Source organism: Enterococcus termitis (assembly GCF_001730305.1).
GTDB lineage: Bacteria > Bacillota > Bacilli > Lactobacillales > Enterococcaceae > Enterococcus_L > Enterococcus_L termitis.
In genome coordinates, this window is the sequence record NZ_MIJY01000001.1 from 57,267 (window position 1) to 81,302 (window position 24,036).

Annotated in this window: 25 protein-coding genes and 1 other annotated feature; of the genes, 20 read left to right on the forward strand and 5 right to left on the reverse strand. The window is 37.7% G+C overall.

The features are described from left to right. Positions 1-9 precede the first annotated feature (9 nt). From BCR25_RS00295 to ileS, 6 genes are all read left to right on the forward strand, one after another. Positions 10-687, forward strand: coding sequence for a YggS family pyridoxal phosphate-dependent enzyme (locus BCR25_RS00295; protein ID WP_069661616.1), 678 nt, complete (start codon positions 10-12; stop codon positions 685-687). Between the two features lie 13 nt (positions 688-700). Then, complete coding sequence (locus tag BCR25_RS00300) at positions 701-1,318, forward strand: cell division protein SepF (protein WP_069661617.1); 618 nt, start codon at positions 701-703, stop codon at positions 1,316-1,318. Continuing rightward, positions 1,308-1,601, forward strand: coding sequence for a YggT family protein (locus BCR25_RS00305; protein WP_245792240.1), 294 nt, complete (start codon positions 1,308-1,310; stop codon positions 1,599-1,601). Before BCR25_RS00300 ends, BCR25_RS00305 begins: the two co-directional genes overlap by 11 nt. 23 nt (positions 1,602-1,624) lie before the next feature. Continuing rightward, positions 1,625-2,407, forward strand: a complete 783-nt coding sequence (locus BCR25_RS00310) for a YlmH family RNA-binding protein (RefSeq protein ID WP_069661618.1) — start codon at positions 1,625-1,627, stop codon at positions 2,405-2,407. Positions 2,408-2,426: 19 nt separating this feature from the next. Continuing rightward, entirely contained in the window at positions 2,427-3,146 is a 720-nt protein-coding gene (locus BCR25_RS00315; protein WP_069661619.1) for a DivIVA domain-containing protein, read from the forward strand. Positions 3,147-3,662: 516 nt separating this feature from the next. Further along, the gene (gene ileS / locus BCR25_RS00320; RefSeq protein ID WP_069661620.1) at positions 3,663-6,452 is read left to right on the forward strand and encodes an isoleucine--tRNA ligase; all 2,790 of its coding nucleotides are present in this window, start codon (positions 3,663-3,665) and stop codon (positions 6,450-6,452) included. A gap of 266 nt (positions 6,453-6,718) precedes the next feature. Here the strand turns inward: ileS and BCR25_RS00325 are convergent, their stop codons facing one another. From BCR25_RS00325 to efaR, 3 genes are read right to left on the reverse strand one after another with little or no spacing between them, the layout of a single operon-like run. Beyond that, positions 6,719-8,929, reverse strand: a complete 2,211-nt coding sequence (locus tag BCR25_RS00325; protein WP_083242544.1) for a GH25 family lysozyme — start codon at positions 8,927-8,929, stop codon at positions 6,719-6,721. 17 nt (positions 8,930-8,946) lie between these two features. Continuing rightward, positions 8,947-10,464 carry a glucose-6-phosphate dehydrogenase gene (gene zwf, locus BCR25_RS00330; protein WP_069661621.1) on the reverse strand — a complete coding sequence of 506 codons (1,518 nt, stop codon included), beginning with the start codon at positions 10,462-10,464 and terminating at the stop codon, positions 8,947-8,949. Beyond that, positions 10,461-11,129, reverse strand: coding sequence for a transcriptional regulator EfaR (gene efaR, locus BCR25_RS00335; RefSeq protein ID WP_069661622.1), 669 nt, complete (start codon positions 11,127-11,129; stop codon positions 10,461-10,463). The genes zwf and efaR overlap by 4 nt, the downstream gene beginning before the upstream one ends. A gap of 393 nt (positions 11,130-11,522) precedes the next feature. Here efaR and BCR25_RS00340 point away from each other — a divergent pair, with 393 nt between their 5' ends. Genes BCR25_RS00340 through BCR25_RS00350 form a run of 3 tightly spaced genes read left to right on the forward strand, consistent with a single transcriptional unit; the run spans position 11,523 to position 13,114 of the window. Then, on the forward strand, positions 11,523-12,320 hold the full coding sequence (locus BCR25_RS00340; RefSeq protein WP_069661623.1) for an AraC family transcriptional regulator: 798 nt from the start codon (positions 11,523-11,525) through the stop codon (positions 12,318-12,320). 45 nt (positions 12,321-12,365) lie between these two features. Continuing rightward, entirely contained in the window at positions 12,366-12,740 is a 375-nt protein-coding gene (locus tag BCR25_RS00345; protein ID WP_069661624.1) for a VOC family protein, read from the forward strand. Between the two features lie 11 nt (positions 12,741-12,751). Then, the gene (locus BCR25_RS00350) at positions 12,752-13,114 is read left to right on the forward strand and encodes an MmcQ/YjbR family DNA-binding protein (protein ID WP_083242545.1); all 363 of its coding nucleotides are present in this window, start codon (positions 12,752-12,754) and stop codon (positions 13,112-13,114) included. 184 nt (positions 13,115-13,298) lie between these two features. On the opposite strand, the gene BCR25_RS00355 is transcribed toward BCR25_RS00350, so the two are convergent. Then, complete coding sequence (locus tag BCR25_RS00355) at positions 13,299-14,036, reverse strand: TraX family protein (RefSeq protein WP_069661626.1); 738 nt, start codon at positions 14,034-14,036, stop codon at positions 13,299-13,301. A 222-nt stretch (positions 14,037-14,258) separates the two neighbouring features. On the opposite strand from BCR25_RS00355, the gene BCR25_RS00360 reads away from it, so the two are divergent. Both BCR25_RS00360 and BCR25_RS00365 read left to right on the forward strand, forming a co-directional pair. Then, a complete protein-coding gene (locus BCR25_RS00360) occupies positions 14,259-14,738 on the forward strand; it encodes a hypothetical protein (protein WP_069661627.1) in 480 nt (159 codons plus the stop codon). 81 nt (positions 14,739-14,819) lie between these two features. After that, a complete protein-coding gene (locus tag BCR25_RS00365) occupies positions 14,820-15,620 on the forward strand; it encodes a MerR family transcriptional regulator (protein WP_069661628.1) in 801 nt (266 codons plus the stop codon). Between the two features lie 94 nt (positions 15,621-15,714). Here the strand turns inward: BCR25_RS00365 and BCR25_RS19740 are convergent, their stop codons facing one another. Then, positions 15,715-17,043: a helix-turn-helix domain-containing protein gene (locus tag BCR25_RS19740; RefSeq protein ID WP_083242546.1), complete on the reverse strand. Its 1,329-nt coding sequence runs from the start codon at positions 17,041-17,043 to the stop codon at positions 15,715-15,717. 152 nt (positions 17,044-17,195) lie between these two features. Beyond that, positions 17,196-17,457 (forward strand) — a binding site (T-box leader). 57 nt (positions 17,458-17,514) lie between these two features. On the opposite strand from BCR25_RS19740, the gene hisZ reads away from it, so the two are divergent. The 9 genes from hisZ to hisE are packed head-to-tail and all read left to right on the forward strand — an operon-like array spanning position 17,515 to position 23,927. Continuing rightward, on the forward strand, positions 17,515-18,705 hold the full coding sequence (hisZ, locus tag BCR25_RS00375; RefSeq protein WP_069661629.1) for an ATP phosphoribosyltransferase regulatory subunit: 1,191 nt from the start codon (positions 17,515-17,517) through the stop codon (positions 18,703-18,705). Beyond that, on the forward strand, positions 18,699-19,337 hold the full coding sequence (gene hisG, locus BCR25_RS00380; RefSeq protein WP_281247206.1) for an ATP phosphoribosyltransferase: 639 nt from the start codon (positions 18,699-18,701) through the stop codon (positions 19,335-19,337). The genes hisZ and hisG overlap by 7 nt, the downstream gene beginning before the upstream one ends. Next, complete coding sequence (gene hisD, locus BCR25_RS00385) at positions 19,334-20,623, forward strand: histidinol dehydrogenase (protein ID WP_211272472.1); 1,290 nt, start codon at positions 19,334-19,336, stop codon at positions 20,621-20,623. The genes hisG and hisD overlap by 4 nt, the downstream gene beginning before the upstream one ends. An 18-nt stretch (positions 20,624-20,641) precedes the next feature. Beyond that, the gene (gene hisB, locus BCR25_RS00390; protein WP_069661631.1) at positions 20,642-21,226 is read left to right on the forward strand and encodes an imidazoleglycerol-phosphate dehydratase HisB; all 585 of its coding nucleotides are present in this window, start codon (positions 20,642-20,644) and stop codon (positions 21,224-21,226) included. Beyond that, positions 21,227-21,853: an imidazole glycerol phosphate synthase subunit HisH gene (hisH, locus tag BCR25_RS00395; protein ID WP_069661632.1), complete on the forward strand. Its 627-nt coding sequence runs from the start codon at positions 21,227-21,229 to the stop codon at positions 21,851-21,853. Then, positions 21,831-22,556, forward strand: coding sequence for a 1-(5-phosphoribosyl)-5-[(5-phosphoribosylamino)methylideneamino]imidazole-4-carboxamide isomerase (gene hisA / locus BCR25_RS00400; RefSeq protein ID WP_069661633.1), 726 nt, complete (start codon positions 21,831-21,833; stop codon positions 22,554-22,556). Before hisH ends, hisA begins: the two co-directional genes overlap by 23 nt. Beyond that, on the forward strand, positions 22,546-23,301 hold the full coding sequence (gene hisF, locus BCR25_RS00405) for an imidazole glycerol phosphate synthase subunit HisF (protein ID WP_069661634.1): 756 nt from the start codon (positions 22,546-22,548) through the stop codon (positions 23,299-23,301). The genes hisA and hisF overlap by 11 nt, the downstream gene beginning before the upstream one ends. After that, entirely contained in the window at positions 23,298-23,603 is a 306-nt protein-coding gene (gene hisI / locus BCR25_RS00410) for a phosphoribosyl-AMP cyclohydrolase (RefSeq protein ID WP_069661635.1), read from the forward strand. The genes hisF and hisI overlap by 4 nt, the downstream gene beginning before the upstream one ends. Positions 23,604-23,615: 12 nt before the next feature. Continuing rightward, complete coding sequence (gene hisE, locus BCR25_RS00415; RefSeq protein ID WP_069661636.1) at positions 23,616-23,927, forward strand: phosphoribosyl-ATP diphosphatase; 312 nt, start codon at positions 23,616-23,618, stop codon at positions 23,925-23,927. Positions 23,928-24,036: the final 109 nt, after the last annotated feature.

Here is a 24,036-nt window from a genome sequence, read left to right on the forward strand (position 1 = left end):
TTTTTGATCATGCTGGCTGATAACTTAGAAAAAATAAATCAAGAAATTCAGCTGGCATGCCAAAGGTCCGCACGGACGATCGAGGATGTTACTATGATTGCTGTGACTAAATCTGTGGAAAGCGGTCGTGCCAAGGAGCTTGCTGAACTTGGCATTGAGAATATGGCTGAGAACCGAGTAGATAAATTACTCGAAAAAAAAATGGCACTTAAAGATTTTTCAGCTATTAAGTGGCATTTGATTGGTAATTTACAGCGTAGGAAGGTAAAATTAATAATCAACGAGATAGATTATTTTCATGCGTTAGACAGCTTGAAGTTAGCAGAAGAAATTCAAAAGCGAGCAGTTAAACCAATTGCTTGTTTTGTAGAAGTGAATATCACAGGTGAAGACAGCAAACACGGATTTCGTTCAGAGGATGTACTTGAATTTATTCAAGAATTAGCTTCCTTTGATAAGATAAGAATAATCGGTCTAATGACGATGGCTCCGTTAGATGCATCTGAGCAAGTGCTCCATGACGTTTTTTCTAAGCTAAAGATTTTGCAGTCAACAATAAATAATCAGCATCTGTCATATGCACCATGTACAGAGCTCAGTATGGGAATGAGTAATGATTTCCCGATTGCTATCGAAGAAGGTGCAACTTTTGTACGAATCGGAACAGCAATTTTCAGAGGTGCGTAAAGGAGGGGAATCTATGTCAATTTTTAGTAAAAATGCATTATCGAGCTTTTTTGGATTATCTGGTGAAGATGAATATGATAATTATGATGAATACGAAGAGCAAAAGGCTGTTAATGAACGACCAAGACAGACGGTTCGACAAGCATCAACGCAGGTGCAAAGACCAACTGTACCTAGTGGACCAGCAGAACCTTTAACCGAGAAACCATCTGCTCGTTATCGTTCAACAGAAACACATCAAGATAAAAAAGAAAGCCGTCAGGAAACAGCATTTAATGAAAAAAAGGTTGTCTCCATGCGTAGTTCGAATAACTCAAATGCTAAACGTTCGCAAGATACACATAGCTCAAGTAGAGCTGGCAAAATCACAATTATTGAACCACGTGTCTATTCTGAAGCGATGAACATTGCTAAACATATTATTGCTAGTGACGCTGTGTTGATTAATTTTCATTTAGTTGAAGAACAACAAGCAAGAAGAATTGTTGACTTTCTAACTGGAACTGTCTATGCATTAGACGGAGACATTCAACGTGTCGGCGATGAAATTTTTCTATGTACACCATCAAACATCGAAATCGATAGTGCTACAGCACAGTCTTTAGCTAAGAAACAAATGTTTGATTTTTAGTCAGGAGGTCGTTAATATCGTTGAATTAATTTCTTTATTGTATTTGGCTGTTCGAATTTATTCAGGACTTCTGATTATTTATGCCTTATTGTCTTGGTTTCCCGGGGCATACGAATCCACATTCGGCCGTCTGATTGCACGAATTTGTGAACCATATTTAAGCCTGTTTGATCGTTTGAATTTAAACATCGGTATGATCGGGTTTAACGTAATGATCGCAATTATTGTGCTGAATTTAGCTGCAAGTGGATTAGGAAAAATTTTAGAATCACTGTTGTATTAATAATAAGAAAGGATGATTTATCTATGAACGCAAATGTATACCAACATTTTCGCAAAGATGAGCATCCTTTTATTGATTCTGTAGGTGATTGGTTAGAACAAGTGGAAAGTCAATATGCACCTTATCTAACGGATTTTTTAGATCCTCGACAAGCCTATATTCTGGAAACATTGATCAGACAAAATAGTGAACTTGAATTTAAGTTCTATGGCGGTTATGAACAGGCCGAACGGAAAAGATGCTTAATTTATCCTGATTATTATCAACCAAAGCAGGAAGATTTTGAAATTGAATTGGTTGAGATCGTCTATCCAGTTAAATTTTCTACATTATCTCATGGCAAGGTGTTGGGTACCCTTGTTAATACTGGGATTAAACGTGAATATTTCGGAGATATCATTTCTGATGGTGACCGTTGGCAAGTTTTTCTTGCCAAAGAAACGGCTAACTTTATTCTTGTTCAAGTAGAAAAAATCGGAAAAATTGCTGTACGTTTGGAGAAACGAAACTATACAGAATTAATTCTTCCAAAAGATGATTGGACACATGAGCGAACGACAATCAGTTCGTTACGTCTGGATAATTTGATCTCCAGCGTATATAATATATCTAGGCAGCGATCGAAGCAATTGATCGAGTCTGGTAAAGTTAAAGTGAATTGGACGGAAAATACTAGACCGGATTTCTTGGTAGACTTATTAGATATCGTGTCTATCAGAGGGTTTGGCAGGATTCAAATTCAAGAACTAGAAGGTAAGACGAAAAAGGACAAGTTTCGTTTGTTATTGGGAGTTTTACGAAAATAATCCAAAGAGGTGAAGGAATATGGCATTAACTCCATTAGATATTCAAAACAAAAACTTCTCTACAAAAATGAGAGGATACAATCAAGACGATGTCGATGATTTTTTAGATCAAGTAACGAAAGATTATGAAGATTCCCTTCAAAAAACACGTGAACTTGAAAAATCATTAAAACATGCAGAAGAAAAACTACAATATTTCAATGAATTGAAAGATGCATTGAATCAATCAATCATTGTTGCTCAAGATACTGCGGATAAAGTAAAAACAAGCGCGAACAAAGAATCTGAAGTGATTGTGACATCTGCTGAAAATACAGCGAATGAAATGATTTCATCAGCTGAAAAACGTTCAACAAACTTGATTACATCAGCTGAAGAAAAAGCAAAAGAAATTTTGACAGATGCTACAGATCGTGCGCGTCAGTTGGCTGCTGAAACAGATGATTTGAAGAAAAAAACACGTGTATTCCATCAACGTTTAAGCTTGATGCTTGAAGCACAATTAGAACAAGTGAAAAGTGAAGAGTGGAACGAATTATTAAAACCATTCTCAAGCTATGTCAGCGATTCACATACAGTAATCAAAGAAGTATTAGCGAAAGAGCTTGATAAAGAAGATGACACACCTGCACCAACAGCAACTACATCAGAACCGGCTGTAGATGAACAACCAACGTTAGAACAAGCTGCGCTTGATCCAAAAGCAATGTTGGATTTATTAAACAAAGAACCTAAATAGACAAGTAAAAAAATAGAACAGAAAAGTCAATAACCATTCTTTTAGCGAGTCAATGACAGTGAGAGTTTGACAGACCCTGGTATTGAAAAGATCCTCTATTTTACTCAAGTTTGAATACAGTAAAACTTGACGAGTGATTTCGTTACCAATCACAGAGGAAATAAACCACATGAGTGGATTATTTTGAATTTGGGTGGTAACACGAGTACTTTCGTCCCTAGGGATGAAGGTACTTTTTTGCTTTTCAACACTGCGACTGGCATTGCCAGAGCAGATGTTGAAAAGTACTTGGCGAACCAGTTGAGCGAAGTGTCTTTCGTATTGAAACACTGCGACTGGCTTTGCCAGAGTAGATGTTGAAAAGTACTTGGTAAAAGAAGTGATCATCATATTGAATCAAGAAAATGCTAAGGAAAATCTCAAATTGAAAACAACTAACCAAAAGAGACAAAAGCCAGAGCTGGAACCTCTTTAATTGATACATCAACCTGTAACAAAAGAAAGTGAGGAATAAAAATGAAAATGAAAGAAACATTGCAATTGGGCAAAACAGCTTTCCCAATGCGGGGTAATTTACCAAATCGTGAAGTAGAGTGGCAAAAAGAATGGGAAGAACAAAAAATTTATGAAAAGCGTCAAAAACTCAATGAAGGTAAACCGACGTTCGTTTTACATGATGGACCACCATATGCGAATGGGAATATCCATTTAGGACATTCTTTAAATAAAATCAGTAAAGATATCATTATCCGCTCAAAATCAATGTCTGGTTTCCGTTCTCCTTATGTTCCAGGCTGGGATACACATGGATTACCTATTGAGCAAGTTTTGACCAATAAAGGAATTAAAAGAAAAGAAATGTCGTTAGCTGAATATCGTGAGAAATGTGAAGAATACGCTCGCTCACAAGTTGACACACAACGTGCAGATTTCAAACGTTTAGGAGTAGCTGGTGATTGGGATCATCCATATATCACATTAGATCCATCTTATGAAGCAGCAGAAATCCGTGTGTTCGGTAAAATGGCTGAAAAAGGCTATATCTATAAAGGCTTAAAACCAATTTACTGGTCACCTTCAAGTGAATCTTCATTAGCAGAAGCAGAAATCGAATATAAAGATGTCAAATCAGCTTCGATTTATGTGGCCTTTAAAGTGGCTGATGGCAAGGGGATTTTAGATACAGATACATCCTTTGTTATCTGGACAACAACACCATGGACACTTCCTGCTAATCTGGGCATCTCTGTAAATCCAACATATCAGTATGTCGTTGTAAAAGCATTTGGCAAAAAATATGTGGTAGCAAAAGATTTATTAGAAACAGTCAAAGAAGCAATCGGCTGGGAGGATGTAGAAGTACTTGAAACGATTTCCGGTCAAGATATGGAATATATGACAGCACAGCATCCATTCTATGATCGTACATCATTAGTAATGTTAGGTGATCATGTTACTTTAGATGCGGGTACTGGATTGGTTCATACAGCTCCTGGACATGGTGAAGATGACTACATCGTAAGTAAAAAATACAATTTAGATGTTCTTTCACCTGTGGATAATCGTGGTGTATTTACGGATGAAGCGCCTGGTTTTGAAGGTGTTTTCTATGATAAAGCAAATCCAATGATCACAGCTCTTTTAGACGAAAAAGATGCACTATTAAAATTGGACTTCTTTACTCATAGTTATCCACATGATTGGCGTACGAAAAAGCCAGTTATTTATCGTGCAACACCACAATGGTTTGCATCAATCGACAAATTCCGTCAAAATATCTTGGATGAGGTTGAAAAAGTTGACTGGATTCTTCCTTGGGGAAAAACACGTCTATATAATATGATTCGTGACCGTGGAGATTGGGTCATTTCCCGTCAACGTGCGTGGGGAGTACCGTTACCAATTTTCTACGCTGAAAATGGGGAAGCGATCATTACGCCAGAAACAATCGATCATGTTGCAAATTTATTTGCGGAACACGGCTCAAACGTATGGTTCAAACGTGAAGCAAAAGACTTACTACCAGAAGGCTTTACTCATCCTGGTTCGCCAAATGGTGAATTTACAAAAGAAAATGATATTATGGATGTTTGGTTTGATTCTGGTTCTTCTCATGAAGCTGTATTACGTCAACGTCCAGAGTTAACCTTCCCAGCAGATATGTATTTAGAAGGTTCAGACCAATACCGCGGCTGGTTTAATTCAAGTATTACTACAAGCGTAGCAATCAATGGTGTAGCGCCATACAAAGCTGTATTATCACAAGGCTTTACCTTAGACGGTGAAGGACGTAAAATGAGTAAATCACTAGGAAATACGATCTTACCTGATAAAGTAATCAAACAAATGGGTGCAGATATCTTGCGTCTGTGGGTAAGTAGTGTAGATTATGAAGCAGATGTACGTGTATCTATGGATATTTTAAATCAAGTTTCCGAAGTTTATCGTAAAATCCGTAATACTATGCGTTTCTTATTAGCTAATACAAGCGATTTTGAACCAAAAGAGCATACAGTTGCTTATGAAGAATTACGTTCTGTGGATAAATATATGGTTGTTCGTTTAAATCAAGTCATCGAGGAAATCCGTGAAAAGGGCTACGAAAAATACAACTTTATGCAAATCTATCGTACGGTGATGAATTTCTTAACTGTAGATCTATCTGCCTTTTATTTAGATTTTGCCAAAGATGTTGTTTATATTGAAGCAGAAGATAATTATCAACGTCGTTGTATGCAAACAGTGTTCTATCAAACAGCTGTTGCGTTAACAAAATTATTAACACCGATCATCCCGCATACTTCAGAAGAAATCTGGAGCTTCTTGAAAGAAGAAGAAGAATATGTTCAATTAGCTGAATTCCCTGGCTACGAAGAATTTGCGAATCAACAAGAATTGCTGGACTTATGGGCAGCCTTTATGGACTTTAGAGATAATGTCTTAAAAGCATTGGAGGAAGCACGTAATTCTAAATTGATCGGTAAATCATTAGAAGCCAAAGTCACTGTTTATCCAAATGAACAAATCCGTGAGTTACTAAACGCTGTTGATGCAGATGTGGCTCAATTGTTGATTGTATCGGATTTTGAAGTAGCAGATAAAACTGCAACAGCTCCAGAAAATGTTGAGAAATTTGAAGATATGTCGATTCTTGTGGAAAAAGCTGCAGGAGAAACGTGTGATCGCTGTCGTGCAGTGCGCACAGATGTAGGAGAAGATGAAAAACTTCCTCAATTATGCGGCCGCTGTGCAGCAATCGTTGAAGAAAACTATCCAGAAGCAGTTGCTGAAGGATTTGAAGCTTAAAAGAATAGATACAATGAGATTGTGGCCAACGTTGCGCAATCTCGAACACCAGCTTCATTATCGTTAATCGGTAGGTAGGTCTTGGTGAAAATTGGATAAAAGAAAAACCTGTACAATGCTCGTAGCATGAGTGTTGTACAGGTTTTTTTGTATTCGAATTTAGCGTGCTGAACATAACCGCTCTTGTGTGTTGTCATAGCTTTATTTTGGAATCAAAAAAGGGTAACAGAAAACGAATTTTTCGTTTTCTGTTACCCTTAATAAATCTATTCAACAACAATTGTTGCATTAGTATTTAGATAACCGATCCATTTGCCACTGGCATTGTCATAAAGTGAATAGTAAGCAGCACCAGAGAAGTGTTTGTATATTCCTTTTGCATGATAGGTTTTTCCATAAATATCAGTGGTATTTCCTTTTTTAGCTGAAAAATTATCGATATCCGACCAAATAGTGTAATCTTTTTTATTAATTTTTACTTGTTCATCATTTTTGATCCAAATACCTTGAGAACCAGGAGCAACGGTCGCGGCACCAGAATTTAAATAACCGACCCATTTGCCGTTGTTATCATACAGAGAATAATAGGTAACATTCGCTATATGATTATACTTTCCTTTGGCATGAAACGTTTGTTGGTAAATATCGGTAGTATTGCCTTTTTTACTAGAGAAATTATCGATATTGCCCCAAAGAGTGGTATTTTTTGAGGTAATTGTGACATAGTCATTGTTACTTAACCAAGCACCTTGAGGACCTGCTGCTACCGTTGGACCGCTAGCATTTATATAACCAGCCCATTTACCATTATTGTCATAAAGAGAATAATAGACAGGTCCTGCAATATGATGGTATTTCCCGGTTACTTTGTATGTTTTTTGATAAAGATCAGTAGTGTTTCCTTTTTTACTAGAAAAAGCGTCGATGTTACTCCAAATCGTTTGTCCTTTTTTAGTAAAAGTGACGTATTTGTTTTCACTTAACCAAGCACCTTGAGGGCCTGTCGCAGAACTTACAAAACTTGCATTTATATAGCCGACCCATTTGCCGTTATTATCGTAAAGAGAATAGTAAACTGCACCGTTGACATGATTATATTTACCAGTTACTTTAAAGGTTTGTTGGTAATAATCCGTGGTACTTCCTTTTTTACTGGAAAAAGTATTGATGTCGCTCCAGATTGTTTGTCCAGATTTAGTCAGTGTTACGTATTTATTTTCACTCAGCCAATTTCCTTGTGCGCCGGAAGCCTTAGTGGTTGCTTCAGCATTTACGTAGCCTTTCCAAGTCCCATTATTATCATAAAGAGAATAGTAAGTGCTGCCGTTCATGTGTTGATATTTTCCAGTTACTTTATAAGTTTTGTTGTAAACAGCTGTCGTGTTTGTCAATGCAGAGGTAAAGTTAAAGTTTGACCAGATTGAGTAATTCTTTTTCGTGACTGTTACATACTGATTGGCACTTAACCATTTTCCTTGGGCACCATTCTCTAAAAAGCCAGTGTAATCCATGGAAATGTCAAAAGGATGAGCAATTCCTGGAATATAATATTGAGAAGACCATTGCCATGAAGAAAACTCGCTGTTCCAATTCATATCAGCTGTGGGCGTATATGGATATTGAGCGACCCACATATTTTTTGCCCCGAATGTACTGGTAGAAAAGTAACCGCTTGTGGCATATGAACGGTTCATATAGTACATGATATTAGAAAATCCATTTGCTTTTAAGACGTTCACAAAGCTAGTTGTGTTAGGTGTTAAAGCAGTGTTCAGCATTTTTCCTTCTTCAATATCAATGACCATCACAGTGGATTTAGGTAGTTTAAATGTATTTGCCAATGAAGCAAAATAATTTGCTTCACTAGATGCTATAGCACTAGAGGTATAGTGAGCATAATGATAAGCAGAAACTTTTAATCCAGCAGCTGTGGCATTGTTTATTTGCTCTTGTGCATATGGATTCACATAGTTGGTGCTTTCAGTTAGTTTGACAACCACACCTTTGATTCCGTAATTTTTCATTTTTTGAAAGTTTGCCACGGAAATTGAACCATTGTGAGAAGAGATATCGATAAAATGTGAACCTGGTCGATTGCCTTCACCTGCATTAACTACATCCATTGATAAACGTGGAGCTAGACTACGCGTTTGGACAGTAGGATTTAGGTCAGAACGATTTGACGGTAGATAATAGTCATCGAAATAAAGCTGACTGTCTGTTTCTTCTGAATCTGTACTTTGCTCTGTTTTTTCTGTTGATTCAACAGCTGTAGAGCTTGTTGTTTTACTATCTTCTGTTGGTAAAGCATCGGATTCTGTTGTTCTTTGACTAGGAGCTGTCGTACTGCTCGTTGTCGTTTCAGCTGTAGAGCTGCTTGTTATTGTACTCTCTTCAGCATAAGCAACACTGTTCATTCCAAGTACAAGAGCAGCAGCCGTACAAAAAAGCGGTATTTTGATCGTTAGTTTATTCATGTATTCCTCCAAAATTATTAAAGTTTTCCACGTTCACGGTACCAAGTATCTGGTTGCCAATCCCAAGAAAAATGATCACGGTCTAATAAATCAAATGCAGCATCAGGTCCCATTGAGCCAGCAGAGTAATTAGGGAAGTCTACAGTTGTTTTATCCCAAGCCTGACGAATAATATCGACGATTCGCCAAGACTGAGCAACTTCATCCCAGTGTGAAAAGTTCGTTCCATCACCATTTAAACTATCTAATAGAAGTTTTTCATACGCTTCAGGACTATTTCCTGTTGTTTCTGCACTATGACGATAGTCTAGTTTGACAGGTGCTGTAGTAAAGCCCTGACCAATTTCTTTACCATTTAATGTAAGTGAGAAGCCTTCTGTCGGCTGAATATAAATCGTTAAAACATTCGGCGGTAAATCATTTTTCTCTCCACAATGGTCGACATCGTCTTTAAATACATTGATAGGAACTTGTTTAAAGACAATATTGATCCGTGTTCCTTTTTCGGTCAGACGTTTTCCTGTGCGGATATAAAAGGGTACACCAGACCAACGGAAGTTATCAATCAAAAATTTACCAGCTACAAATGTTTCTGTTTGAGAATTTTCGTCTACATTTGGTTCTTCACGATAGCTGATGAAGGTTTGGTCGTCTAATTTGCCAGGTCCGTATTGTCCTCGAACAAAATTTTCTAAGGCTTCTTTTTCAGAATAGAGACGAATCGCTTGTAAAGCTTTAACTTTTTCAGCTCGAATATCTGCTTCTGAAAAGGCTACAGGCGGCTCCATTGCTAATAATGCGACTACTTGCAGGATATGATTTTGAACCATGTCTTTTAATGCACCGCTGTGATCATAGTAACCACCGCGATCTTCTACACCTAGACTTTCAGCAAAGGTGATTTGAACGTTGTCAATATAACGATTGTTCCACTGGGATTCAAAAATATTATTTGCAAAACGAATGGCAGAAATATTCTGGATCATTTCTTTTCCTAAGTAGTGGTCGATTCGAAAAATATCCTGTTCAGGAAAAACAGCCCGAATTTCTTCATTTAATTGGTAAGCAGATGCGTAATCAGATCCAAAAGGCTTTTCAATGATCAAGCGGTCAAAACCTTGTTCAGTCAGAATCTGTTGTGATTTTAAATGTTGTACGATCGTGCCAAAGAATTGAGGTGCCATAGCTAGATAATAAATATGATTGCCGCCTAAGTCATACTTGTCATTTAATGTATCAGATAATTTTTTTAAGGTATCATAATGCTCTGAATCATTCACATTGTGAGATTGGTAATAAAAATGACTTGAAAAGGCTTCGGCTTCTTCATCAGAAGGCGCTAGGTCTTTGATTGTTTCACGGACGATTTCGCGGTAATGCTCATCAGTCCATTCTCTTCGGGCAGTACCAATCACAGCGAAATGCTCGGCTAAATTACCTTTGCGGTACAGTCTGAATAAAGAAGGATAAAGCTTTCGTTTAGCTAAATCTCCAGTACCACCGAAAATTGTAAATAATGCTATTTTTTCATTCATCTCAATTCCTCGCTTTCTTCTATTCGATCAACAAAAATCGTACTTGCAGCTTTGTAGCTGATCGCCAGTTGCTTTTGTTTATTACTGATGCTGATGGGACCTTCATAGGCTGCAATCTCATCGATTTGATACTCTTCATGAATATTGAGATCGATGGAGACCAGATAATCTAATAAATCTTTTTCATCTAGTACACGTGCAATACGAATGGTTGTACCGATAGGATAATCAATCAGCGTTTGACGCTTTTCTTCATGGACAGGCTGATCATCTTCAGGAATCACGCCACCATGAGGACAAAATTTAGGTTTGTTTAAATATTCTGATAGCCGATTCGCTAAAGTTTGAGAGGTGACATGTTCCAGAACTTCTGCATCATCATGAACTTCGTTCCACGAGTAGTTTAGGTGTTCAACGAGAAATACTTCCCATAACCGGTGTTTGCGAATGAGGGTACTTGCTTTTTTTAACCCTAATTCTGTTAGCTGAACGCCTTGATAAGGTGAGTGTTCAACTAATTTTTCTTTTACTAACTTTGAGATCATCTCGCTGACAGATGCTGCTGAAACATCTAGACCAGAAACGATTTGTTTATTGTTGATTTTAGTTTCATCTCCGCCTAATTCAAAAATCAATTTTAGGTAATCTTCACGATTCGGGGTCATATATTTCTTCCTTTCAAAAAAGCCATCATCATAAGTTTATCAGAAAAAGCTTTTTTTGACCATTTAATAATATATTAATCTTAAAAAAATCCGTATTTTATTTGTACTAAGAAAACAACATCGAAATGATAACGTTTTCCAGCTGTTTTTCCAATATATTGATGGTAATAGAAGTTTTTACTTTTAGTAAGTATTAAAATATGATTAGATTAATAAAGAGAGAACGTACGACCATTTCCTTTTAAAAGTGAACAAATGTAAAAGAAAGTATTTGATAGAGCATTATTGTTAGGAAAAGCAGCTATAACTAATTCAGGAAAAAACGCAGACACAACAATACATGGTATAATTTGCATCAAGAAGAGAAACAGTTGTTAAAAGGAGGAAGCGCTGATGAACTATCGTCCAAAAGTTTGGCAGGAACGAACGAATCACTATCAGGAAATTCTACCTGATCCACGGTTACAGCCATATATTCAATCCTATTGGCTTAGTTTGTCAAAAGAAAGTCAGAGCACTTCTCGAATTATTCCAGATCTATGTTCAGACTTAATCATTCAGTTAAACAGGGAATTTGCTGTTTTATCTATTAAGCTTTGTGGCCCAAGTACAACTTTTTTTTACTCGTACGGAGCACAAGAGGATATCTATTTTGGTATTCGTTTTCATTTAGGCGGCATGTATCCTTTTTTAAAGTATTCGTTCAAAGAAATGAAAAATCAACTTTGGGCATTGGAAGAGGTCCAAAAGAATATGTCGCAAGAATTGTCGGAACAATTATCGCCTGCTACATCGGTTACAGCAGTGATTCAGTGTTTGGATCAGTATTTTTTGAAGAAATTGAATCAGTTGGATAATGAACTATCCACGGTGATCTCCACCTTTATAAATGCGTATTCCTGTCCCAAAGAATATGGAGCGCTATTATCAGAAATAATTATTTCTGAAAGAAGTCTGCAACGCCTGTTTAAAGAAGAGATTGGTTTGACTCCTTATGAAGTGTTCGATATATTACGTTTTCAGAAAGTGTATCAAGAGATTGCAAGGAATCCGCAAATCAAGCATTTAGATTTAGTAACAAAATATGCTTTTTTTGATCAGTCTCATTATAGTAAGAAGATGAAAAAAATGACAGGATTGACTCCTCAAGAAATTAGTACCCATGTCGGAATAATACAAGACAGTTTTTGAATCATTGACTATAATGGAGAAAAATCGAAGGAAGGAAGAATCGAAATGAAACTGGATATGGTAGGTATTATTGTAGAGTCTATGGAAGAAGCAGTGCTGTTTTATGAACGATTAGGATTTCAAGCGCTAGGAGAAAAAGAGGCTGACTATGTAGAGTTGGCTCATGAAGGCATACGAATTTCCTTAAATACGAAAAAAATGATCGAAGGAATTTACGGCTATCCGCCAAAAAGTGCAGGAGATAAAATCGAGCTTGCATTCCTGTGTGCATCGCCTGAAGAGATCAACCAAATATGCGAAAAAATGAAACAATTTGGCTATGAGATTTTTAAAGAACCTTGGCATGCTTTTTGGGGGCAACACTATGCGATCATCAAAGATGCAGATGGTAATTTGTTAAGTCTATTTTGTAATGAATAGGAGGAAGCAAGTTGGATAAGAAAATCGACTATTTAAAAGGGGCAGCTAAAAAATGGCCGGGGGCAACCGTCGCTTACCGCAGCGATTGGGATTGTGAGTATTTTGAAATCGAGAAAAAGGGATTTTGTATGCTCGGAAAGAATAATAAAGGGGAACTCGTAATGACCGTTAAAGGAGTACCCGAGGAAAATGAGCTTTTACGAGAGCAATATCCAGATGTCACTCCAGGATATTATGCGAATAAAACGCATTGGAATTCATTTTTATTGGAACGTTCTTCTTTTACAGATGAGCAGCTGGCTATGTTCCTTAAACAATCCTATGAGTTGGTCCTAAGCAAATTACCAAAGAAAATTCAGGCTAAATATAAATAACAACGTATCATGTATTTGTCAAAAACAGATTATTCAACGTCTTGTATGATAAATCGGGCGATCAGCTCCAACGAAGAGCAGTTGGAAGCAGAGAGTGTTAATGAGAATTTTAGGAGGTCAAGACACAACTTTTTGAGTTATGTCTTGACCTCCTCTGTTTTTTGCATTTATTCAATTAATTTTATCAATGAGTTGAAAATGAAACGAGCAATGCAATGAACCATAAATGAGCTGGATAAAAAATATAGAACAGATATTTGAAGAAGGGACTATGGCTGCCTTTTTTGCCATTATACAAATGAAGGAAAGGAATGACAGTGATAAATAAAAAGTCAGGATTCATTTCTAGTGTTGTTAAAACTAGTTTAAGTGAATATTCAGGTAATCCGATAAATGTCGTCAACAGTAAGAAGGCAGAAAATATCAGGTAAGCAACATCTCGTTTTTTGGTTTTTTCTCTGAAAAAGTAGCTGATCAACATAAACGGAATGATAATAAAGCCACCTTCTACTACTCCAATAATAGCTACAGCGAATAATAAAAAGGCAAGTAGACCAGCTGAAAGCTTAAACAAGGGTTCCTTGACACGAAGAGCAAAGTCCAATGCCCACAAGAGACTGACACCGATTGCGAGCGTTAAAAAGATATTATTATGAACTTGCCAAATAGAATCTTTTAACAAGGTCATATTTATCAAAGTGTTTCCGACAAACATGATAGCTGCAAATCCGTATAAGCGTAGTAAATAATTTTTACGATTACGTGTATAGTGAAATCCTTCCACTGCCATAAATCCGAAAAATACACCTACACAACGAGTAAGTATTGAAAATGGTACAACAAATTGTGGTGGTAATAAAGGGGCCAGATGATCCAGGACCATCAAGCTCATCATGAATAGTTTTAATTGGTTTGCGTTCATTTTTATTCTCCTAAATCGATTATTCGTTACATGTATCAGTATAGAAAAATAAAACTACTTTGGCGTGGGATTTGCCGAACAAATACCTTACAAAAATGTACGTATATTGGTAAGACTAACATAAAAATAATTACCTTATACAAGCATTGAAATTGTCATGTATTTTCATTAAAATTATATTTAGTTAGTTATGCTTGGCAAAAAAAGAAAGAAGGTGTTGAAATGATGAAGGATTTGTCTTGTACCTATCAAACTATTGGACCGGCGACAGGCAATCAAAGTGATCAGGAAAATATCAAGATCATGCAGTTATTTGTAGAAAATGGTCAAATCGCTATTGGAGAGAGGCAGTACCCAATTGTTTATGGTGATCTTTACTTTATTGATGCAAATCAATGCTATTCAATTATTGATACAGAAGATGAACTTGTCCAAAGTACAATAGAAGTCTCCGCTAAACAACTAAAAAAACTTGCTAAAGCACTAGATTTTGAAGCCGAATATGAGAAAATTTTTGAAAGAAAGGGCAGTTTTCACGTTGCATCACCTAGATATAAAGCAATCGATAAACGCTTTAAAGAAGCGGCTAGTGTGTGTAATGATACTAAAGTCTTTGCTCGACCGCTGTTTTTTTCACGCGTGTTCGAATTATTAAACTATGCGTTGGTAACGATGGAAAAAGAAAATAGAAAAAATTTTTAGATTGCAGTTGACCTTCCCCTTACTGGAAGCTATATGCTAAGAGTGTCTCGAGGCACAGAATAAAAAAGCAGGAGGTAATGTATGCTATCGATTGGTGATTTTTCAAAGGTTTCACAGGTTTCGCCGAAAACATTGCGTTATTACGACGAGATCGATCTATTAAAACCAAGCTATACTGATGTATCTAGTGGGTACCGCTATTATGATGTTAGCCAGCTGGAAACGATTTTGCTGATCAAACGACTAAAAGAATATACTTTTTCGTTAGAAGAAATCAACCAAGTATTGAAAAGCGATCAAGATCAAGCACTGTTGCATCAAACAATTACGCAAAAGGAAAAAGAGATCACCGCAAAAATGCAGCATTACTCTTTATTGCTGAATCGTTTAGCTAACGATTTAACCACACTAGAAAAGGGGAAAAAACTAATGTCTTATTTGAATGAAATCGAAGTGAAACTCACAGAAGTACCAGAAATGAATGTTCTTTCTATCAGAAAGCAAATGAATGTAAAAGAGACGGGAACACTTTTGGCTGAATTATTTAGTCGAGTGAATACAGGAAATTTCACCCCCTCCGGTCCGCCAATGACTGTCTATCATAGTCCAGATTTCGATCCAGAAAATACAGATATGGAAATTGCTGTTCCGGTTATAGAGCAGACAAAAGATACACAGATTAAGCCTTCATGCTTGTGTGCCTTTTCTACTTATGTCGGTCCCTATACTGGACTGGATTCGGCATACAGTAACTTAATAAAATGGATCGAAGAACAAGGCTATAAAATGGTCGGTGTCCCATTTGAAATTTATCAGACGGATCCAAATTCAACGCCACCTGAAAAAAATGTTGTGGATGTTTATTTTCCAGTAGAAGTCTGATCCAGAAAGTAGTTGTTAGACTAATTTAAAATAAGCTAAGATGTGATTGAGTATTTCCTCGTCACATCTTAGCTTTTTATGATGGACTAACGCGTCAGTTTTCGTTAAAAATAGCTTGAATCTCTTCCTTTTTTTGAACGATATATTCCAACATGTTTCGATTAGTTTGTGCCAATTGTTTAGTTGTGTCATCAGCGTTATCCTGATCACTAAAATAAGCAACACAAATCAGTTGAATCGCACAAATAACATAAAATAGCGCCTTTTTTTCCTCAAGAGTCAAAGGATTTTCCTGATCATAACCTTGCAAAATTCCATTTAAGATCGGTAACCACTGTTCATACTGATCAGCTGACAAGCTGCTTAAAATACTTGTGGCACAATAACAAGGATCAAACAAACGAATAGTTTTTTCTGATAGATCAAAATCGATAAAGCCGCTGATTTTCTGATCTAAAAACAGAATATTGCTGAAATTAGGATCACGATGGATGATTTGGGTAGGCAATTCATCTTTCAATTGTGAAAAAGCAGTGAGGTAGCTATCAAAAAAGTCACTTGGTATAGCGAGTGCCCATTGTTCTACTTGTTTTTTTACTTTTGGAATAGCCCATGATTTTAATTGCTCGAATAAATCTGAAGAGTCACATAGAATGTGTGTCTCTAGCTCTAAAAAAGCTTTATGAAGTTTTGCGATAGCTTGTCCATAAGAAAAAGCATATTGTTTAGAAGAGGCACCCAAAATTTCTGCAATCGACAAAGCAGTTCCTTCTACGCCTTTCTTTAAAATAAGCAAAGAATCTTCCTCAATAAACGTTTGACCAGCTTTCGTAAGAATCGGGAGAGAAGAAGCAAGCTGCTGTTTTCCTAAAGCTTCTGCAATCGCTATATTTTTAAGTTCTCCATTTCTATCTTTTGTCTGATGCAAAAAGTATCTATCACCTATTTTCCAAACAGCCTTTGGATGATTGAGGCTGTTGCTCGTCGAGACATCTGTTATTGTCAAAGCAGGATCAATAGCCCAATTTTTTAGGATTCTTCTGATTTCTTGTTTACTTAATCGCACAAATAGTACCTCCGGTATCTCTATTTTTTTGTTCTCATGTTTATAAATTTCTAAGTATTTCCTTGGTGAGCAGCCATATTCTTTAACGAAAGCTTTATAAAATCCAGCATAGGTGTCAAAACCATATAGAGCGGCGGCTTCTAGCCAAGTCTTTCCATTATTGACCGTATGCAGTACTTGTTTTAAACGCCTTTCTAAAACATAAGCTGAAAAGGAACGGCCCATATGTGCTGAAAAAAGTCGATAAAAATAATAGACAGAATAACCAACTCTACTTGCTACTTCTTCTGCTGTAATAGTTGTGCTCAACTGATTTTCAATCTCGATCAGCAGTTGGCTCCACGTTTGAGGTTTCATAGAAGTTCTCCTTTATTACTGATGCCTACAGTATACTGGAAAATTCTTCCAAATAGCTTTCCTATTCTGCGAAACGAGGTTATTTTATAAAAAAACTATTGACTAACTGTAATATTCGTGATAAATTGTTTAGAAATAAATGAGAATAAAATGAAAAAACGATGATCAGATTAGTAAATGACTGTATTTGTTTAAGAGAGTTTCCGGTTGCTGCAAGGAAATAACGAATCTTCATTGAACACGCCTGTCAGTTGTCTTTCTGAACATAACTCATGAATTGCTTAACGGCTATGAGTCAGTAGGAAAAAACGGTGAGCTCGTTATCGCTCTTTAGTTATCTAACTAACAGAGGTTTTTATCGTGAGGTAAAAACAAATCTGAGGTGGGACCACGTGAAAATTTCTCGTCCTCTTGGCTTATTTGCCAAGGGGACGTTTTTTTATTCATCAGAATTTTTAGGGAGGGAAAAAAATGAAATGGAACCGCAGTTTACCATCTGGCACGAAAGATAAGCTATTTCGTGAAGCGAATGGTGCCTATCAACTAGAGAAAAAAGTCAACGATGTGGTGAAAAAAAGAGGCTATCAACGTGTGGATACGCCGATGATTGAGTTTGAAGAAGTTTTTATTAATGAAGAGAACCGTTTGCAAGATTGTTATCGATTTTTCGACAAGAGTGGACGGCTTTTAGTTTTACGTCCGGATATGACGGTGCCGATCGGTCGAGTGATCGCTACAGCAGGGATTCAACCGCCATTAAAGCTATCGTATAGTGGAAAAATCTTTCGTGCAAATACAGAAATGCTGGGTGAACAAAATGAATTGACACAAGCGGGAATTGAATTGATTGGGTATTCTTCTTTGAAAGCGGAAATTGAATGTCTCACCTGTGCAGTTGCCATTTTAGAGACGTTGCAGATTCCCGATTTTCATATTGAATTAGGACATGCTCAAATTTTTCGTTTGATTGTCTCTACGTTAAGGTTGGATGCGAAAGAGAAAAGAGAGCTGCAAATACATGTTGAAAATAAAAATCTAACGGAGCTTGCTCGATTTACGGTGACGCACCCTAGTGTGTTTGATGAGTTTATCTGTGCGATCCCGGAGTTATTCGGCGAGGCCAATGAGGTGTTAATGAGGGCACGGACATTACTACCGAAAGAATCGGACATTATGAGTGTGATCGAAGAGCTGGAGACCTTGGCAGGGATTATCAATACCCAATTTCCCAATCTATCACTGACAGTGGATTTGGGTCTGGTTGCTTTGATGGATTATTATACAGGGGTGCTGTTCAGCGGTTATGCAGATTTAGCAGCAGATATTTTCTTGCGAGGAGGTCGCTATGATCATTTAGCCGAGCAGTTTGGTGATGCAAAGATTCCCGCAGTTGGCTTTGGGATCAATCTCGATACATTAGTTGCCATTCAATATCAAACTGGAGATCTAGCTGTATTGCCTAAGCCAAAGACGTTGGTCCACAGTACAATTTCTTGGTTACCGCAAGCAGAGGCACTAGTTAAAGCACATCAAGACTATCAGTTATCATTATTCGATACATTAGAAGAAGCACTGTCTTATGGGAAGAAATGGCAGTATGAGCAAGTGATCGAAGTAACTGAGGCGGGAAATCATACGATAAAGGTGGTGAGCGAATCATGACTGAATTAACGATTGCATTGACCAAAGGCCGTTTGGAAAAACAAACATTAACATTATTTAAACAAGCTGGGATCGATACATCATTTATGGAAGATAAGCAGCGAAAATTGATTTTTGACAGTCCTGATCAACGCTTTACTTTTCTCTTAGTGAAAGCTGCTGATGTGACAACCTATGTTCGGCGGGGAGTCGCTGATGTGGGAATCGTGGGAAAAGACGTTTTGATGGAAAATCCTTATGGTTATTATGAGATGCTGGATCTAGCAATAGGCAAATGTAAATTTTCGGTAGCGTCTACTCCTAACTATCAGCCGGATGACTACAAAAGAAAACGAATCGCAACTAAATATCCAACCGTTGCGTCAGAGCATTTTCGCGCCAAAGGAGAAGATGTTGAAATCATAAAGATCGAAGGTTCTGTAGAAATCGCCCCTGTACTAGGTTTAGCCGATGCTATTGTAGACATTGTCGAAACAGGAACGACCTTAAAAGAAAATGGACTAGCAGTTTTCGAAGATATTTGTTCGGTTTCTGCTCGGGTCATCGTAAACAAAGCCAAACTAAAACGGAAACGTCAGGCTATTTTTCGACTATTTACTGAACTGAAATCTGTTATTGATGAGGAGGAATGAGTAAGATAAAACGATTAACGGGAGATGCGTCAGATGTTTTAACTGCATTGCTTGCTGAACGAAAGCAAACGCAAGAAGAGACCAAAGAAATTGAAGAACAGGTGAAACAGATCATTCAAACCGTTGAACAAAACGGTGATCAAGCTTTAAAAAACTATTCTAAACAGTTTGATCAGGTCGTATTAACCGATTTAGCCGTTTCAGAAGAAGAAATTGAACAAGGCTATCAACGTGTTGAACCTGAAGTGATCGCTAGCTTAATAGCAGCCAAAGAGAATATTATCAGCTATCATAAAAAACAAAAACAATATGATTTTTTTGATACAGAAAAAGCAGGGGTAATCAGAGGGCAGCTCGTGTTACCATTAGAACGAGTAGGTGTCTATGTGCCAGGTGGAACCGCAGCGTATCCCTCCTCTGTCTTAATGAATGTTCTACCGGCAAAAATTGCGGGAGTCAAAGAGATCATTATGGTCACACCGCCAACAACTTCGGGTATACCGGATGTGATCTTAGCAGCAGCTAAAATTGCAGGTGTGGATAACATTTTTCAAATTGGCGGAGCGCAAGCCGTTGCAGCACTTGCGTATGGCACAGAAAGTATTCCTAAAGTGGACAAGATCGTTGGTCCAGGCAATGTTTATGTAGCAACAGCAAAAAAACAGGTATTTGGATTGGTCGGCATCGATATGATCGCAGGTCCTTCTGAAATAGGAATTATTGCAGACGACACTGCTAATCCGGTCTATGTTGCTGCGGATCTACTGTCTCAAGCAGAGCATGATACTTTAGCCAGAGCGATTTTAGTCACAAATTCCAAGAGGTTTGCTGATCAAGTTGAAAAGGAAATCGAGCAACAATTAAAGACGCTGCCAAGAAAGACCATCGCAGAAAAAGCAATCAGTGATCATGGAAGGATCATCATTGTACCGACATTGGAGGCAATGTTTACTGTCATGAATGAGATTGCTCCGGAACACTTAGAAGTACAACTTTCAGATCCAATGAGTTATTTGCATGAAATCAAGCATGCTGGATCGATTTTTCTAGGTGCATATGCTAGTGAACCAGTAGGGGATTATTTTTCAGGAACAAATCATGTTTTACCAACAAGCGGAACGGCAAAATTTTACTCACCTTTGGGGGTGTATGATTTTGTGAAATATAGTCAAGTCACTTATTATACAAAAGAAGCCTTAGCGCAGGCGAAAGATGCGATTACTACTTTAGCTAGAAAAGAAGGCTTAGAGGCACATGCAAGAGCCATCGACTGCCGTTTTAATTAAAAGTCAGGAGGAAATCAAATGAGAGCAGCATCGCTAAAAAGAACCACCACAGAAACGACGATTGAATTAATTCTTGATTTAGACCAACAGGAGCCCGTAGAGATTCAAACAGGTGTGGGCTTTTTTGATCACATGTTGACATTATTTGCCCGTCACAGCCGTATCTCCTTAAAGGTGAAGGTAGATGGTGATTTAGAAGTAGATAGTCATCACACAGTAGAAGATGTCGGCATCGTTTTAGGTCAATGTCTAAGAGAAGCATTAGGTGATAAGGCTGGGATCAACCGTTATGGTACAAGTTTTGTGCCGATGGATGAAACGCTGGGAATGGCTTCCTTGGATTTGAGCGGTCGTTCCTATCTCGTGTTTGATGCTGTATTTGATAATCCTAAACTAGGGATGTTTGATACAGAATTGACAGAGGAATTTTTTCAGGCATTGGCTTTCAATACACAGATGAATCTTCATTTAAAAATTTTGCATGGAAAAAATAGCCATCATAAAATCGAAGCCCTCTTTAAAGCAACAGGACGGGCACTGAGAGAAGCAATCACAGTGAATCCTGCTATTCAAGGAGTCAATTCCACGAAAGGATTGTTATAGATGATCATTATTATTGATTATGACACCGGCAATACCAAAAATGTTCAAAAAGCTTTGGATTTTGTTGGTTTGGACAATAAAATTTCGGCAGAATCAGCTGATATTTTGACAGCGGATGGACTGATATTACCAGGTGTGGGCGCTTTTTCGTTAGCGATGAACGAATTGAAAGCACGTGGATTAGTTGAGGTGATCCGTGAGGCAGCACACAAAGGAACACCGATTTTAGGTGTATGTTTAGGCATGCAACTATTACTGGAAGGAAGTATGGAAAATGGATTCACTGAAGGATTAGGATTGATCGAAGGAATCTGTGAAAAATTACCAGAAGATCCAGAGCTGCCTGTTCCTCACATGGGCTGGAACGAACTGATCGTTACAAAAGAAACGCCGTTGACAAAAGAAATCAATGGAAAATATGTTTATTTTGTTCATTCCTATTATGCCGATTGTGCCCCTGATGTGATCGATGCCTTGACACAGTATTCAATCAAAATTCCTGCGATGATCTCTCAAGGAAGGATTTACGGTACACAATTTCATCCAGAAAAAAGTAGTGATGAAGGGTTAAAAATTTTAAGAGGGTTTAAGGAGGTCGTAGCAGATGTACGTATTGCCGGCGATTGATATTCGGGAAGGGAAGGCCGTTCGTTTGGTTCAGGGCGATTTTTCTCAGAAAACGATTGTTAATGAGGATCCGTTAGCACAAATCAAAGAATTCAAGCAAGCGGGAATTCAAATGGTTCATGTGGTCGATCTGGACGGAGCATTACTTGGAGAAACGACAAATGCTTTGCTAATTAAACAAATGAAAGAAAAAACCAATGTAAAAATTGAAGTTGGTGGAGGAATTCGGACGCTGCAGCAAATTGATGCTTATGCTGCAATTGGGATCGATCGAATCATTATCGGTTCAACCGCATTGACAGATCCCACGCTAGTCAAAGAAGCTGTTAGCAAATACGGCGATAAGATTGCTGTTGGCATCGATGCTAAAAATGAAAAGGTTGCAGTGCGGGGATGGCTGGATGTGAGTGAGACGGACTATTTGCAATTAGCTAAGGAAATGGCGGCAATTGGAGTGAAAACGATCATCTATACAGATATAAGCAAAGATGGGACCTTAACAGGACCAACCTATGAACACTATAAGCAATTAGCTAAAGCTGTACCAGAAATGAACATTATTGCTTCAGGAGGAGTCGCTAGTAAAAAAGATTTGTTTGATTTAGCGAAACTAAATCTTTATGGGGCGATTGTTGGGAAGGCGTTTTACAATGGTGCAATCACATTGATCGATATGCTGGAGGTAGAAAACAATGCTGACTAAACGAATTATTCCTTGCCTAGATGTTACGGATGGACGTGTCGTTAAAGGGGTAAACTTTGTAAATCTACAAGATGTGGGCGATCCAGTAGATATTGCCAGAGCATATAATGAACAAGGGGCTGATGAGTTAGTTTTTCTGGACATTACTGCTACAAGCGATGAACGTCAAACTATGGTAGATGTTGTGACTCGGACAGCAGCAGAAGTATTCATCCCATTAACGGTTGGGGGCGGTATCCGCTGTATCGATGATATGAGGAAGCTACTGCAAGCAGGAGCTGATAAAATTTCCCTTAATTCAGCCGCAATTAAACAGCCGGAACTGATTCAAGCAGGGGCAGAAAAATTTGGTTCTCAATGTATGGTTGTAGCAATTGATGCGAAGCGCAGTGGGGATTCTTGGCACGTTTTTGTAAAAGGTGGCCGAGAAGACACAGGTCTGGATGCCATTGAATGGGCAAAGAAGGCTGTGTCTTTAGGCGCTGGTGAAATTTTACTAACGAGTATGGATGCCGACGGTACGAAAAATGGTTATGATCTTGAATTGAATCAAGCAGTTTGCGCAGCAGTCAATGTACCAGTTATTGCATCAGGCGGCTGTGGAAGTGCGGATGATATTGTAGAAGTGTTTAATGAAACAGCTGTATCGGCCGCCTTAGCAGCAAGTATTTTCCATTATGGCGAAGTAAAAATACCAATGTTAAAGACGATGCTAGCGGCTAAAGGAGTGGAGGTGCGACGATGAAACCAGATTTTTCTAAAGGATTGTTACCAGCAATTATTATAGAAGAAACAAGTAAAGAAGTGTTAATGCTGGCTTATATGAATGCAGAAAGTTATCAGAAAACACTTGAAACAGGTATGACATGGTTCTATTCTCGCTCTCGCCAAAAATTATGGAACAAAGGTGAGACTAGCGGTAATCAGCAAAAAGTAAAAGGGATAGTCACTGATTGTGATAGAGATACACTTTTGATTACTGTCGAGCAGACAGGACCTGCGTGTCATACCGGTGCCCATAGTTGTTTTTATAATGTGATTATTTGAAAGGAGAACACAATGATCGAACAATTGTATGAAGAAATTCTTGCACGTAAAAAAGAACCCAAAGACGGCTCCTATACAAACTATCTATTTGATCAAGGAATAGATAAAATTCTCAAAAAGGTTGGAGAAGAAGCAACAGAAGTGATTATTGCGGCTAAAAATAATGAGCAGGAGCTGGTGTTAGAAACCGCGGATCTTATCTATCATATGCTAGTATTATTAGCAGAAAAAGAGATACCGTTAGAAGCAATCACGCAGGAATTAAAACAACGGGAAGGTCAATTAAGTAAGACGAAGGAACGTAAAGCGATTGATGATCTATAAGAATGGTAGATGAGAAGTATTTGATTGAAAAAAATAAATATATTTAGAAGATAAAACATGATTTGATTAAATAAGTATTAAGAATATGTGTTTTTCGAAACTTTTATTT

Bases quoted from the DNA above. Each gene is read 5' to 3' on its own strand.
- BCR25_RS00325 (WP_083242544.1), bottom strand. From the start codon at position 8,929: ATGAATAAACTAACGATCAAAATACCGCTTTTTTGTACGGCTGCTGCT.
- BCR25_RS00295 (WP_069661616.1), top strand. From the start codon at position 10: ATGCTGGCTGATAACTTAGAAAAAATAAATCAAGAAATTCAGCTGGCA.
- BCR25_RS00345 (WP_069661624.1), top strand. From the start codon at position 12,366: ATGAAACTGGATATGGTAGGTATTATTGTAGAGTCTATGGAAGAAGCA.
- efaR (WP_069661622.1), bottom strand. From the start codon at position 11,129: ATGACCCCGAATCGTGAAGATTACCTAAAATTGATTTTTGAATTAGGC.
- BCR25_RS00315 (WP_069661619.1), top strand. From the start codon at position 2,427: ATGGCATTAACTCCATTAGATATTCAAAACAAAAACTTCTCTACAAAA.
- BCR25_RS19740 (WP_083242546.1), bottom strand. From the start codon at position 17,043: ATGAAACCTCAAACGTGGAGCCAACTGCTGATCGAGATTGAAAATCAG.
- hisB (WP_069661631.1), top strand. From the start codon at position 20,642: ATGAGAGCAGCATCGCTAAAAAGAACCACCACAGAAACGACGATTGAA.
- hisH (WP_069661632.1), top strand. From the start codon at position 21,227: ATGATCATTATTATTGATTATGACACCGGCAATACCAAAAATGTTCAA.
- ileS (WP_069661620.1), top strand. From the start codon at position 3,663: ATGAAAATGAAAGAAACATTGCAATTGGGCAAAACAGCTTTCCCAATG.
- BCR25_RS00355 (WP_069661626.1), bottom strand. From the start codon at position 14,036: ATGAACGCAAACCAATTAAAACTATTCATGATGAGCTTGATGGTCCTG.
- BCR25_RS00340 (WP_069661623.1), top strand. From the start codon at position 11,523: ATGAACTATCGTCCAAAAGTTTGGCAGGAACGAACGAATCACTATCAG.
- hisF (WP_069661634.1), top strand. From the start codon at position 22,546: ATGCTGACTAAACGAATTATTCCTTGCCTAGATGTTACGGATGGACGT.
- hisI (WP_069661635.1), top strand. From the start codon at position 23,298: ATGAAACCAGATTTTTCTAAAGGATTGTTACCAGCAATTATTATAGAA.
- hisA (WP_069661633.1), top strand. From the start codon at position 21,831: ATGTACGTATTGCCGGCGATTGATATTCGGGAAGGGAAGGCCGTTCGT.
- hisE (WP_069661636.1), top strand. From the start codon at position 23,616: ATGATCGAACAATTGTATGAAGAAATTCTTGCACGTAAAAAAGAACCC.
- BCR25_RS00365 (WP_069661628.1), top strand. From the start codon at position 14,820: ATGCTATCGATTGGTGATTTTTCAAAGGTTTCACAGGTTTCGCCGAAA.
- BCR25_RS00310 (WP_069661618.1), top strand. From the start codon at position 1,625: ATGAACGCAAATGTATACCAACATTTTCGCAAAGATGAGCATCCTTTT.
- BCR25_RS00300 (WP_069661617.1), top strand. From the start codon at position 701: ATGTCAATTTTTAGTAAAAATGCATTATCGAGCTTTTTTGGATTATCT.
- hisZ (WP_069661629.1), top strand. From the start codon at position 17,515: ATGAAATGGAACCGCAGTTTACCATCTGGCACGAAAGATAAGCTATTT.
- BCR25_RS00360 (WP_069661627.1), top strand. From the start codon at position 14,259: ATGATGAAGGATTTGTCTTGTACCTATCAAACTATTGGACCGGCGACA.
- zwf (WP_069661621.1), bottom strand. From the start codon at position 10,464: ATGAATGAAAAAATAGCATTATTTACAATTTTCGGTGGTACTGGAGAT.
- hisD (WP_211272472.1), top strand. From the start codon at position 19,334: ATGAGTAAGATAAAACGATTAACGGGAGATGCGTCAGATGTTTTAACT.